We start from the raw sequence: 13732 nt of genomic DNA on the forward strand, positions 1-13732 counted from the left end.
TTTCATCTCCTTACTCGACAAAGAGTTAAGAAAGCGTCCTTCCTTAACTCTTTTTTTATTAATTAATTTTTTTAAATTTCCCTGACTCTAAATAAACCATTAAGATTGAAATATCCGCCGGATTAACTCCCGAAATACGAGTTGCTTGTCCAATTGTTAATGGACGAATATCTTTTAGTTTTTGTTTTGCTTCGATCGCTAAGTTTGGAACATCATCATAATCAATGTAGTCTGGAATTTTCTTTTCTTCAACTTTATGAAGTTTTTCAACTTGTTGTAAAGCCTTATTAATATATCCTTCGTATTTAACTTGAATTTCAACCTGCTCAATGACTTCTTCAGAAATTGATTCATTTTTTTCTTCAATTAAACTGTGGATATGTTGATAAGTAATCTCTGGACGTTTTAAAAGTTCAAGAGCTGTAATCCCATCTTTTAAAGGAGATGAAGGAATACTTTCTAAATATTCATTCGTATTTCCTTTTGGAGTAATTTTAATTTGAGATAAGCGTTCTTTTTCAGCTTCAATTTGAGCTTTTTTATCTAAAAAGGCTGCATATTTTTCTTCATTAATTAAACCAACTTGATGTCCATATTCGCGTAAACGTAAATCTGCATTATCATGGCGTAATAATAAGCGATATTCTGCACGAGATGTTAATAAACGATAAGGTTCTAACGTTCCTTTCGTCACTAAATCATCAATTAATACCCCAATATAAGCTTCACTACGTTTTAAAATTAATGGATCTTTCCCTTGTACTCGAAGTGCCGCATTAATTCCGGCCATAATTCCTTGCCCTGCTGCTTCTTCATATCCACTTGTTCCGTTAATTTGACCTGCACTATATAAATTTTTAACTAATTTAGTTTCAAGTGACGGCCATAATTGAACAGGTTTAATTGCATCATACTCAATGGCATAAGCATAACGCACAATACGACAATTTTCTAACCCTGCAATCGTACGAATCATTTTCTCTTGTACGTCTCTTGGTAAACTACTCGAGAACCCTTGAACATAAATTTCATCGATGTGCTTACTTTCAGGTTCTAAGAAGATTTGGTGACGTGGTTTATCGTTAAAACGAACCACTTTATCTTCAATTGATGGACAGTAACGAGGTCCAACCCCTTCAACAACTCCTGAATACATTGAAGAACGTGTTAAGTTATCCATAATAATTTGGTGTGTATCACCACTTGTATAAGTTAAATAACATGGCACTTGATCCTCAAGTGGTAAATGTTCTTTTGTATCAAAACTAAACGCACGAACAACATCATCGCCAGGTTGAATTTCTGTTTTAGAAAAATCAACACTATCTGTTGCAACACGAGGCGGTGTTCCAGTTTTTAATCGGAATAGCTCAAATCCTAAATCTTTTAGACTTTGAGATAATCCTAACGAAGTTTTAGCACCATCAGGTCCACTTAATGTAATCTCATCACTGATCATGACTTTAGAATGCATGTAAGTACCTGTTGTTAAAATAACCGTTTTACCAAAAATTTGTTCCCCAGATTCTAAAGTAATTCCTTTAACAGTTCCATCTTCAACAATTAAGTTATCCACAATTGCTTCTTTAACATCTAAATTTTCTTGTGAAAGAACTGTTTTTTGCATTTCTTTTGGATAATCAACTTTATCCGCTTGAGCACGAAGTGCTCGAACAGCAGGTCCTTTACCTGTGTTTAACATACGCATTTGAATATGCGTCTTATCTGTATTAGCACCCATTTCTCCACCAAGGGCATCGATTTCACGAACAACAATCCCTTTCGCTGGACCCCCAATAGCTGGATTACATGGCATATGACCAATACGATTAATATCTCCCGTTACCATTAAAGTTTGGCAACCCATACGTGCCGGGGCAAGTGCCGCCTCAATTCCGGCATGACCTCCACCAACAACGATTACATCATATATCATATAAGCTCACTCCTTACAGTAAACATTAAACTTCACACTATTCAAAAAGACTATTCTTATTTTACATCTAAAACTCGACAATAAACAATAAAAATAACATTAGTATCACAAATAGTAAACAAATTTCTTTCGTTTTAGACAAAATTCTTTAACATCCTTCAATATTTTATGAGAAATTAAATTTGTGGATAAAAAGCAATTATGAATTATTATCATCCAAATATTGTTATTTGATACCAAATATATCATAATATTGATATCTATGACTTAATCATAAGGCGCATACTTCATGAATTTACATGAAAAGGAGAGAAAAACGGTGCTAGTTTTAAAAAATGTAAATAAAGAGTTTCATGATATAAAAGCCGTATCAGACTTAAACCTGCATCTAAAAAAAGGTGAAATCTATGGATTACTCGGGGCAAATGGAGCAGGTAAAACCACAACATTTAGAATGATTTTAGGACTTTATGATCAAACCTCTGGTGAAATCACTTGGAATGGCCACAAAATCAATGAATCAACAAACGATATCATTGGGTACTTACCTGAAGAAAGAGCATTGCTACAAAAACTAACCGTTAAAAATCAAGTTTCTTATCTTGCTTTACTAAAAGGTATGAAAGAACAAGAAATTGATAAAGAACTTGATTATTGGCTCGAAAAATTTGGAATCATGGAATATAAAAACAAAAAAATTAAAGAACTTTCAAAAGGAAACCAACAAAAAATTCAATTTATTACCGCCGTTATTCATAAGCCAGAACTTATTATCCTAGATGAACCTTTTACAGGACTTGACCCAATCAATCTTGAAATGATGAAAACAGAAATAATGAACTTCAAAGAACAAGGTAAAGTGATTATATTCTCCTCTCATCGTATGGAACACATTGAAACATTATGTGATCGACTTACTATTTTGAGAAAAGGTCAAACTGTTTTACAAGGTAATCTAAAAGAAATAAAAAAATCATATAATGCTAGAACCATTCTGATTCAAGGAAATTTAACTCTTGATTATTTAAAAGCTATTCCACATGTTAATGAAGTCACACGTGTTCAAGATGATTGGTGTTTAAAAATCGATAATAAAGAGTATGTTTCAACAATTTTTAATGCTTTAAAACCTGAGCATCATATTGAAAAGTTTCTCGTGTGTGAACCTTCACTACATGAAATTTTCATAGAAAAGGTGGGACAAGCATATGAAGAGTAAATTTTGGAACTACGTCTTATATAACTATCTTCGTAAAATTAAAAGTAAAGCCTTTATTGGATTTAACATCTTCTTAATCATCATCGGCTTTTTAGTGAGTCAACTTGGTAATATCATGAGTTTCTTTAATGATACTTTTGATTATTCTCAGACAATTTATGTTGTGGACGAAACGAATCAACTTTATTCACAATTTGAAAAAGATTTTAATAGTATTCTCCCAGATGTCTTACTTGAACAAAGTACAGATTCAACAGATGAACTTAACCAACTCGTCGAAAATAACGACATATCGGCTTACTTCATTATCGATTATGATGAAACGAACCTATTATCTGCCACATATGTTGCCAATGATTTCTCCAACAATTCATTCTATACCATTGGTGAACAAATTTTATCAGGGTATAACTCAAAAATTGCAATGGAAACTGCCGGTTTAACAGAAGCTCAAACCGAACTTATCCAAAGACCATTTTCTATGAATTTAATTGCACTTGATGAGAAAGCTCAATCAGCAGAAGAATCATTAGGGAGCATGGGAATTGCCTATATCTCAATCATCTTAATTTTCTTATTCTCATACATGTACTCAGTGTATGCAGGTCAAGAAATCATGGAAGAAAAAACATCACGTGTTATGGAAATTATCATTACTTCAATTTCTCCAATCAAACAGCTTTACGGAAAAATTGTGTATAACAGCTTCTATGCTTTAACACAACTCGCTATCTTTATGGTGCTATTTACAATCTCCATTCAATCGATGATGAAAAACCTCCCAGAAGATGTTATGAATACCGTCTCAATGGTGATATCACCTGATAAAGCTCGAATTATTATTTACCTAATTATCTTTGCAATTGTCGCTTACCTCGTTTATCTCGTTAGTGTCTTAATCTTAAGCTCAATCATTAGTTCCGTAGAAGAATATCAAATTGCTATTTCACCAATTATGGTCATTGGACTTGTTTCTTTCTACATTGGAATTTTTGGAATGACTTCACCCGAAGCGCCATTTATCAAAGTCATGTCTATGATTCCATTTGTTTCTCCTTACATTATGCCACTTCGAATCGCGACCATGACTGTTTCAACGCCAATGATTTGGTTATCAATTGGACTCAATCTACTAGTTATCATCATTATTCTAACCTTCGGATCACGAGTTTATAAAAATGGTGTTTTAAACTACTCGGGAGATTCAGTCATCAAAAAATTCATGCAATCAGTAAAAAAATCTTAATAAAAAAACGGTGGGAAACTTTATTTCCTACCGTTTTTTTTATTCTCTTATCTAACTCTTTTAATTTATCCACATTATCCACAGGCAAAATAGTATCTTTTTTTCGACTATATTTAATATTTTCTTCTAATTTTGTGATAATACCAATGTAAAATCATACTTTTTTCTATCTAAAAAAATCGGAAAATATCGTTTTCAAATCTGTGAACAACTCTAAAAGTTATCCACAACTTGTGGACAAACAAAAAAAGATTAGTGACAAAATGTCACTAATCTTTTAAATACTATTCCATACGTACTGGGACAATTAATTGAATTGTTGTCTCATCGTATTTATCTCTTAAAACAAATGGACGCATATCTCCATTGAAACTCATGATAACATCTGAATTATTAATTGCTTTTAATGCATCGATAATAAATAGTGCACTACATGCAATACGTAATTCTCCACCCGAAATCATTTCTACTTGAACTTCTTCTTCAACTTTTCCGACTTCAGGAGATTGAGCTGTAATTAATAACTTACTTTCTTCAGGTAAAATATTTAATTTAACGACATTAGATACTTGATCACGAGCAATTAAAGCAGCACGATCAAATGCATTTAATAATTCATGATAATTTGCTTTAATTTCAATTCCGAATGTTGTAGGAACAAATTCTTTTGTTTCTGGATAAATTCCATCTAATAAACGTGATTGGAATGAAATATTTCCAATTTGGAATAAAATTTGATTATTTGCTAAATAGATATCTACCGAGTTATGTGAATCATCTAAAATTTTTGATAACTCGATTAAACTACGTCCTGGAATAACGATATTAAATGAATCATGTAATTTATTTAATGGAACTGTCTTTTTAGATAAACGGAAACTATCTGTGGCAACACACATTAACTCATCTGCATCATAGCGGAAGTTAACCCCTGTTAACACAGGACGATTTTCACTATTTGCTGTTGAAAATACCGTTTGACGAATAATTGTTTTTAGTAATTGTTTTTCCATGTGAATAGGATCATCATTTTTAATTAACTCAATGTTTGGATATTGAGTAACATCAAATCCATTTAATGTGTATTCACTTCGTCCACATTTAATTGTGACATAGTTTCCTTCAAATGTACTAATTTCAATTGTATCTCCATTTAATTTTTTAATAATTTCAATAAAATATTTTCCTGGGATAATAATTGAACCTACAGCATCAATTTGGATTACTTGTGTATCATTTACTTCTAACGGTAAAAATGTATTAATCGTAATATCTGAATCACTTGTTGTTAAATAAAGACCTTCATCTGATACAACAAATTTAATACCCGTCAACACTGGTAAAGGTGTTTTAGTCGGGATTGCTTTGCTAATGTATGAAAGTTGGGTTAATAACAATTGACGATCAACTTTAATTTTCAAATTAATCACTCCTATATAATTATATATTATATCTTTTTATAACCATTTTAGTAATAATGTTTGTGAATATAGGGGATAATGTCTAAAAACATCCTCCTGTAGGTGTTTTTAGTTGTGGATAACTTGTGGACAGTTCATACTTTAATGTCGAATCTTATCCATAAGCCTGTTTATAAATTAAGATAGAGCCTGTTTTAAATCATTAATAGCTTTCTTTAATTCAGCACTCTCTTTTAACTCTTTTTCAATCTTCTCACAACCATGCATGATTGTCGTATGATCGCGTCCACTAAAAGCTTCCCCGATTTTTGGGAATGAACTTCCTGTTAGTTCCCTTGTTAAGAACATGGCCACTTGCCTTGCATAAGCAATATTTTTCTTACGTTTTTTCGATAAAATATCAGCAACTGATACATCGTAGTATGCGCCAACTTCTTTTATAATGTTATTCACATCAATTTTTGAATTTTTTTGTTCTGCTTTAAATAAATCTCTTAACGCTTCGTTCGCTAATTCAATAGTGAAATCTGAATTATTAATTGTAGCATAGAAAATTAAACGTTTCAATGCACCCTCAAGCGTACGAACATTGCTATTAAACTTACTTGCAATAAACTCTAAAACTTCTTCTGGGAACTCATCAAGATTAATGTTTTCCCCAGCTAATTTTTTCTTCATAATTTCAATTCTTGTTTGCGTATCAGGGATTTGAATATCTGCTTGTAATCCCCATTCAAATCGAGAAGTTAAACGATCCATAATATCCTTTAAATCAGATGCTGGACGATCCGATGTGATAACAATTTGCTTATTATTATTGTATAGCTCATTAAACGTGTTGAAGAACTCAGTTTGAGTTTGTTCTTTTTTAGATAAGAATTGAATATCGTCAATTAATAAAACATCAATATTTCGATATTTTTCTTTAAATGCTTCAAAATTATTATCTAATGTTGCGTGACGATAATCATCAATAAATTTTTCTGAGGTACAGTATAAAATTCTTGATGATGGATTATCATCTAAAATAAAATTCCCGATGGCTTGCATTAAATGTGTCTTTCCAAGTCCTACCCCACCAAAAATATACAGTGGATTGGCAACCTCTCCAGGACGTTCCGCTACCTGAAGAGCAATCATATACGCTAAACGATTGCTTTTCCCCGCAACAAAGCGATCAAATGTATAAGTTGTATTTAAATTCCCTCTATAATATTTTGGAAGATTTGGATCCGGTTTTGTTAAATCAAATGCTTGCTGATCATTTTTTACATAGTCATTTGTAATAAATTTAACATCATAATTAAATCCGGATACTTCGGCAATCATTTCCACAAGTTCTTTTAAATAAAATTTATCTAGCATAAATTGTTCATGGTTATTTTGAACAATCACATACATTTTATTATTCTTTACTTTATATACTTTTTTGGGAGTGCTAAAAAACATATCAAATGATTGTTGAGAAATATTAGATTTCAGTCGGTTGATAGCATCATCCCATATTCGTTGATATTTTTCCACCACATACACCTCATCCGAAAGTCTCTTCTATCAACATTATAGCATAACCAAAACTTAAAAAAGTCCACAATGTGTAAAAAATCAACAAAAAGTTATAAACAACCTTGTGGATATGTGCTTTTCTTCAACAATCTGCAACACTTTTCGACAATGTGCAGTGGATAACCACAAGCTAAAAAGCCTGTAACACCAATGTTTTCGTCATTTATCCCCAATATCCACAGAGTAAGGTATAAACAACGTGTCGAATTGTGAATAATATTGTGGAATACTTTTTAATTCTATCGTCTAAGTAAAATCTATTCACATGTCCACAGTAGACGACACGATATCCAAAAAGTAATCATTGACTTTACAGTTTAGATTGACTATAATATTGAATTATGCTATGGTATAAAACTCTTAGGAGGTGTTATAGATGAAACGTACTTGGCAACCAAACAAACGTAAACGTGCAAAAACTCATGGTTTCCGCGCTCGTATGGCAACACCAGGAGGACGCAATGTTTTAGCTCGTCGTCGTAAAAAAGGTAGAAAAGTGTTATGCGCATAAGACCACTCTTTATAGTGGTCTTTTTACTAGCTAAAAAAATATAGCGGGTGAGATGATGCAAAAAAATTATCGAATCAAAAAAAGTAGTGAAATTGAACAAGTCATGAAAAATGGACGTTCAAAAGCTAATCCTTATTTCATTGTGTATAAATATAAAAAAACAGACAATGAAAACTTCAGAATTGCAATCTCAGTTGGAAAAAAAATCGGAAATGCGGTAGAACGAAATAAAGTTAAACGATATATCCGAAACGTCACAACTGAACACAAACAAACAATAGATTCTAACTATGATTACTTTGTAATCGCCCGTAAAGGCGTAAAAGAATTAGATTACGTATCATTTAAAGAAAAATTAGAGCAACTTTATAAAAAAATGGATATCATTCCAAAATAATATAGATTAAAATTGTATTAGGATATGACGACCATCTGTGAAATAGATTCCACTAGTCATTGCATAAATTAACCGTTGGTCGCAAAACTTACTCATACTTAAAAGAAAGAGTGATTTGGATGAAACCGAAAATATTCGAAGGAAAAGTTATGAACGATATCCTCATAGCTGCAAAGAATCATTTTCATCAAGACCAACAACAATTGATTATTAATGTGCTAGAGGAGAAAAAAGGAATCTTTGGACTAGGTGCTTATATAAAAGCAGAAGTCTCTTTAAATCTTGATCCAATTGAAGAAGGAAAAAAATATCTTCTCCAATTATTAAATGATTTCAATTTAACAGGAACAGTCGAGATAATACCTAGCAAACAATCTATAACTTTTAATGTAAATAGTGATAATAATGGACTTATTATCGGCCGTGAAGGAAAAACACTTCAAAGCATTCAAGTTTTAACAAGCCAAGTTGTAAATCAATATACCAATAAACATTTAAAAGTCCTTGTGGATATCGGCTCTTATAAGGAAAATCAAATTAAAAAATTAGAAGCTCTTGCTAAGAAAACCGCAAAAGAAGTGCTTCACTCAAAGATTGATGCGAAACTTGACCCAATGAATGCTTATGATCGACGTATTATCCATAATACATTATCAGATTGGAAAAACATTCAGACAGTTTCAAATGGAATCGAGCCTAATCGATATCTTACAATCAAATATAAAGCCTAATAGACCTCTTAGTGAGGTCTATTTTTAACTTATTGACCTTTTATGCTACAATTAAACTAAATTGAATAAAAGCCAGAAAAATCGAACATGATAAACTAACTGCTATGGAGGTGTTTTAATGCTACAAGATACAATCGCTGGAATCTCTACTGCTATGGGCGAAGGAGCCATCTCAATCATTCGTTTAAGTGGAGATGAAGCCTTAGATATTGCAAATAAAATTTTTCGTGGAAAAGATTTAAAAAGTGTTGCTAGCCATACCATTAACTACGGTTTTATATATGATCCTGAAACTGACCGAAAAGTCGATGAAGTTTTAGTTTCAGTCATGCGAGCACCAAAAACATTTACGGCTGAAGATATCGTGGAAATTAACTGCCACGGGGGAATTTTAGTCACTAATAAAATACTAGAACTTGTTTTATTAGCTGGTGCACGACTTGCTGAACCTGGGGAATTCACAAAACGCGCCTTCTTAAATGGCCGTATCGATTTAGCACAAGCCGAATCAATTATGGATATCATTCATGCTAAAAGCGAACAATCTTTATCACTAGCTTTAAACGGTTTAGATGGGCGTGTTTCTCGTTTAATTAAAGAAATGCGTGAAGAAATTTTAAATATTTTAGCTAATATCGAAGTTAATATCGATTATCCTGAATATGATGATGTTGAAGAAATGACAAACGACATCTTACTTCCTCGTTCAATCGATATTCATGAAAAAATGTTAAAACTATTAGATACAGCTAAAACAGGAAAAATTCTTCGAGATGGAATTAAAACTGTCATTATCGGGCGTCCTAACGTTGGAAAATCAAGTTTACTGAATCAATTAATGCGTGAAGAAAAAGCCATCGTAACAAATATTGCAGGAACAACACGTGATACAGTTGAAGGGTATATTAATATCGGTGGATTAACATTAAATTTAATCGATACGGCTGGAATTCGTGATACAGAGGACATTGTTGAAGCTATTGGTGTTGAAAAATCAAAAAAACTAATTAACGAAGCCGAACTTGTTTTATTAGTTTTAAATAATAATGAAAAATTAACAGCCGATGATCGTGAACTATTATCATTAACAAATGATAAAAACCGTATTATCATCTTAAATAAAACAGATTTAGAGACTCAAATTGAACGAGACGAACTTCCAAACTATATTGAAACCTCTATGGTTTTAGAAAAAGGAATTGAAGTTCTAGAAAATCAAATTAAAAAAATGTTTGAAATTGGGGATATCGGAGCTAAAGATATGACTTATTTATCAAATGCCCGTCATATTGCTAAACTAAAACAAGCCATTAATTCAATTAACGATGCCATTTCAGCTATGCAGTTAGGAATGCTTGTGGATATGGTTGAAATTGATATTAAAAATGCATGGTATTCACTTGGTGAAATTATCGGAGAAGATATGGGAGATTCATTACTCGATGAACTCTTCAGTAAATTCTGCTTAGGAAAATAAATAAAAAAGATTAGAGAAATTTTTCCTCTAATCTTTTTTATTTTATAACCTTCATAGATTATAAAAAATCTAAACTAGCTATATCTTTATGTCATATTATGTCTGTTTTTCTCACTTTGATTGCCGACAATAAAATGCATTTATCTACAACTAATTCACATCTATGTGGACAAAAAACGACACTTGTCTATAATTTATTCACAAGATATCAACAAGCAAAAATCTCATAAAATCGACATTTTCAGACAGTTATCCCCACTACCCACAGAACTTATTATTATTGTTATTATTATAAAAAATAAATATATAAATACAATAGGAAGTTTTGTCGAAAAAAAGTTTTTTACTTTCCTAAAAATAAAATAATTCTTTATCACCTATCATTTAAAATTAATGCTGTATTTCTAACTTAAGTATTTAAATTCAAAAAAAATTAATAAATTTTCATATTCACTTAATAAGCTGAGTACCAGACTTTCCACAATACAAATACCATTTCATTCTAACTATTAATAAATAAAAATCCTATATATAATAAAAATTTTTTAAATCTAATATTAGAACCCTTTTTCTAGCTTAAATAATATCAAAAATCATTTCTCCATAAAAAATTAAAACTCTCTTTTTGATTTCTCACCTCCCCTAAGGGGGGACAATTAAATAATAAAAAAGTATTTTTCTAACTAAAATTCAACTTTTTTAAACCACTATTTTCGACAATAACAAACAGTTATCTACAAACAATTCACAACCATGTGGACAAAAAACGACACTTATCTACAGTTTATTCACAAGATATCAACAAGCAAAAACTTCGTTAAATCGACACTTTCAGACACTTATCCTCAATATCCACAAAGCTTATTATTATTGTTATTATAAAAAAAATATAATATATAATAATAACAAAAAAAGACGTGAATCGACAAACTCACATCTCTATTTAAAACTGTGTATAAAGACTATTAAATTAAATTTAAATGAGTTAACGTTCTCTTTAATTGAGCAATGGGTAATCCCATGACACTATAATAATCTCCAGAAATAGATTTTACTAATTCAAACCCTTTTCCTTGAATTCCATAAGATCCTGCCTTATCCATTGGTTCTCCACTTTTAATATAATTTAAAATCCATTCATCTGTAACATAATAAAATTCAACATCCGTAATATTAACGAAACTTGTTAATAACTCTTTTTCTTTATTAATAATACTTACACCTGTCATAACCTGATGTTTACGTCCTGATAAATTTTTTAACGTATTAAATGCATCTTCTTCATTTTTTGGTTTACCTAAAATTTTTCCATCACAGACAACAATCGTATCCGCACCAATAACAGTTTCACTTTCAAAAAGATCAGCAACTGCACAAGCCTTTTGAATTGCTAAATCTTGAACTTGATCTGCTACATCTAAATCAGCATCCATTACCTCATCTACAGCACTAACAACCACTCTATGTTCAATTCCAGCTAACTCTAATAATTCTTTTCGTCTTGGAGACTGTGACGCTAAAATAATTCCCATAATCAACACTCCTTCTTATTTATCCACATTTCAATGTCGAATTCTGATAACAGATTCGACATCTAATATAATTAAAAATTATAACATATACAGGAGATTCTATATGACTATCTAAATAATCTCTGCTAAATTATCAGACTACCAAGAAGTTTTCCAAATGATGCTCAATTTATACGAAGACACTCTCCAATAATCATAAACCTCTGAAGAAAAATTCAAATAAAGAAATTATCTTCTTCAGCAAATTAGAGTAATAGGGATGGAAAAAACATCTTATATGTGGATAAACATATCATCTTCTTACAAGAAAAGCATAAACTTTTAATAAAAAAATAATTTTAAAATATATGAGAATATTTTTAACTTTAAAGAACTAGACTAAACAATATAAATTTTTAATATTTATCATTGACTAAAATTAGTTAAGTGTATAAGATATTAATAAGTCAATATCTACGTTGAAAAGGAGAGTACCTTTTAATTAAGTCAAAGCGAGTCAGGGACGGTGGGAGCCTGATATGGCGTTAAAAGCGAAGAACACCTTGGAGTTACTTATCGAAAGCAATTATTTGTAAGTAGGCTAAGTCGTACACCTGCGTTAAAGGGAAAGGGTAAGAATATTCTATTCTTAAACTAGGGTGGTACCGCGGATCAACAGTCATTCGTCCCTTTTGGGCGAAGACTGTTTTTTTTGTTGCCGGAGGTGGAATTCATGTACGAAAGCAAGTTATCTCTCATTGAAACACAAAAAGGAATCAAAAAAATTAAAGATTTTTTTCAAACAGAATTAGCAAAAGAATTAAATCTACTTCGAGTATCAGCTCCTTTATTTGTCCCATCAGATAGTGGACTAAATGATAATTTAAATGGAGTTGAACGTCCAGTAAGCTTTGATTTATTATCAGGGGAAACTATTCAAATCGTTCATTCACTTGCTAAGTGGAAACGTAAAGCCTTAAAAGACTATGGATTTTCTATAGATGAAGGGTTATACACAGATATGAACGCGATTCGAAGAGATGAAACTTTATCTAATATCCATTCGATCTATGTTGATCAATGGGATTGGGAAAAAATTATTCTTGAGGAAAACCGCACGACACAGAATTTATACTCAATTGTTCAACAAATTTATCGTGCACTAGTTGAGACGGAAAAAAGTTTATTAAAGACTTATCCACAACTCACCAAAAAATTGCCTGATGAAATTACATTTATTACGAGCCAAGAGTTAGAAAATTTATATCCTAATTTATCTCCAAAAGAAAGAGAAGATGAAATTTGCAAAAAGTATGGCGCTGTTTTTATTTCGCAAATTGGGAAGGTTTTAAACTCTGGCAAAGTTCATGATTTACGAGCACCTGATTACGATGATTGGGAACTAAATGGGGATATCTTACTCTATAATCCCATCTTAAAAAGGGCTTTTGAAATTTCATCAATGGGAATTCGTGTAGATAAACAAGCTCTACTTCATCAACTAGAGGTGACCGATACAATGGATCGATTGAATTTACCATATCATCAAGATTTGATAAATGGTCGATATCCATTTACTGTTGGTGGTGGGATTGGACAATCTCGCTTATGTATGTTTTTCTTAGAAAAAATGCATATCGGTGAAGTTCAAAGTTCAATTTGGCCTGTGGATATCATTGAGCAGTGTAAGCAACAAAATATTCATTTATTATAAAAG

General features: G+C 31.3%; 11 protein-coding genes and 1 other annotated feature. Of the genes, 7 read left to right on the forward strand and 4 right to left on the reverse strand.

What is annotated here, in order from left to right; translation table 11 throughout:
• Positions 1–58 precede the first annotated feature (58 nt).
• Complete coding sequence (gene mnmG / locus HLK68_RS05065; RefSeq protein WP_006784015.1) at positions 59–1936, reverse strand: tRNA uridine-5-carboxymethylaminomethyl(34) synthesis enzyme MnmG; 1878 nt, start codon at positions 1934–1936, stop codon at positions 59–61.
• A 319-nt stretch (positions 1937–2255) separates the two neighbouring features.
• Between mnmG and HLK68_RS05070 the strand changes: the two genes are divergently transcribed.
• Together HLK68_RS05070 and HLK68_RS05075 are read left to right on the forward strand one after the other, a co-directional pair.
• A complete protein-coding gene (locus tag HLK68_RS05070; RefSeq protein ID WP_006784014.1) occupies positions 2256–3155 on the forward strand; it encodes an ABC transporter ATP-binding protein in 900 nt (299 codons plus the stop codon).
• Positions 3145–4401, forward strand: coding sequence for an ABC transporter permease (locus tag HLK68_RS05075; protein WP_132942928.1), 1257 nt, complete (start codon positions 3145–3147; stop codon positions 4399–4401). Before HLK68_RS05070 ends, HLK68_RS05075 begins: the two co-directional genes overlap by 11 nt.
• A 284-nt stretch (positions 4402–4685) precedes the next feature.
• On the opposite strand, the gene dnaN is transcribed toward HLK68_RS05075, so the two are convergent.
• Positions 4686–5822, reverse strand: coding sequence for a DNA polymerase III subunit beta (gene dnaN / locus HLK68_RS05080; protein WP_006784012.1), 1137 nt, complete (start codon positions 5820–5822; stop codon positions 4686–4688).
• 177 nt (positions 5823–5999) lie between these two features.
• Positions 6000–7346, reverse strand: a complete 1347-nt coding sequence (dnaA, locus tag HLK68_RS05085; RefSeq protein ID WP_006784011.1) for a chromosomal replication initiator protein DnaA — start codon at positions 7344–7346, stop codon at positions 6000–6002.
• Positions 7347–7764: 418 nt separating this feature from the next.
• Here dnaA and rpmH point away from each other — a divergent pair, with 418 nt between their 5' ends.
• The 4 genes from rpmH (at position 7765) to mnmE (ending at position 10504) form a co-directional block, all read left to right on the forward strand.
• Positions 7765–7899: a 50S ribosomal protein L34 gene (gene rpmH / locus HLK68_RS05090; RefSeq protein WP_006784010.1), complete on the forward strand. Its 135-nt coding sequence runs from the start codon at positions 7765–7767 to the stop codon at positions 7897–7899.
• A gap of 55 nt (positions 7900–7954) precedes the next feature.
• Positions 7955–8296, forward strand: coding sequence for a ribonuclease P protein component (gene rnpA / locus HLK68_RS05095; RefSeq protein WP_006784009.1), 342 nt, complete (start codon positions 7955–7957; stop codon positions 8294–8296).
• 119 nt (positions 8297–8415) lie between these two features.
• The gene (jag, locus tag HLK68_RS05100) at positions 8416–9027 is read left to right on the forward strand and encodes an RNA-binding cell elongation regulator Jag/EloR (RefSeq protein ID WP_132942929.1); all 612 of its coding nucleotides are present in this window, start codon (positions 8416–8418) and stop codon (positions 9025–9027) included.
• A gap of 118 nt (positions 9028–9145) precedes the next feature.
• The gene (mnmE, locus tag HLK68_RS05105; protein ID WP_055164312.1) at positions 9146–10504 is read left to right on the forward strand and encodes a tRNA uridine-5-carboxymethylaminomethyl(34) synthesis GTPase MnmE; all 1359 of its coding nucleotides are present in this window, start codon (positions 9146–9148) and stop codon (positions 10502–10504) included.
• Positions 10505–11469: 965 nt separating this feature from the next.
• Here the strand turns inward: mnmE and HLK68_RS05110 are convergent.
• Positions 11470–12036, reverse strand: coding sequence for a Maf family protein (locus tag HLK68_RS05110; RefSeq protein WP_132942930.1), 567 nt, complete (start codon positions 12034–12036; stop codon positions 11470–11472).
• 449 nt (positions 12037–12485) lie between these two features.
• Positions 12486–12709 (forward strand) — a binding site (T-box leader).
• 39 nt (positions 12710–12748) lie between these two features.
• On the opposite strand from HLK68_RS05110, the gene asnA reads away from it, so the two are divergent.
• Complete coding sequence (asnA, locus tag HLK68_RS05115; RefSeq protein ID WP_006784005.1) at positions 12749–13729, forward strand: aspartate--ammonia ligase; 981 nt, start codon at positions 12749–12751, stop codon at positions 13727–13729.
• Positions 13730–13732 lie beyond the last annotated feature (3 nt).

Origin of the sequence: Turicibacter sanguinis (assembly GCF_013046825.1) — a bacterium.
Taxonomy (GTDB): Bacteria; Bacillota_I; Bacilli_A; order MOL361; family Turicibacteraceae; genus Turicibacter; species Turicibacter sanguinis.

Coding starts and splice junctions, on each gene's coding strand:
- mnmE (WP_055164312.1), top strand. CDS start 9,146: ATGCTACAAGATACAATCGCTGGAATCTCTACTGCTATGGGCGAAGGA.
- asnA (WP_006784005.1), top strand. CDS start 12,749: ATGTACGAAAGCAAGTTATCTCTCATTGAAACACAAAAAGGAATCAAA.
- rpmH (WP_006784010.1), top strand. CDS start 7,765: ATGAAACGTACTTGGCAACCAAACAAACGTAAACGTGCAAAAACTCAT.
- rnpA (WP_006784009.1), top strand. CDS start 7,955: ATGCAAAAAAATTATCGAATCAAAAAAAGTAGTGAAATTGAACAAGTC.
- HLK68_RS05110 (WP_132942930.1), bottom strand. CDS start 12,036: ATGGGAATTATTTTAGCGTCACAGTCTCCAAGACGAAAAGAATTATTA.
- HLK68_RS05075 (WP_132942928.1), top strand. CDS start 3,145: ATGAAGAGTAAATTTTGGAACTACGTCTTATATAACTATCTTCGTAAA.
- mnmG (WP_006784015.1), bottom strand. CDS start 1,936: ATGATATATGATGTAATCGTTGTTGGTGGAGGTCATGCCGGAATTGAG.
- jag (WP_132942929.1), top strand. CDS start 8,416: ATGAAACCGAAAATATTCGAAGGAAAAGTTATGAACGATATCCTCATA.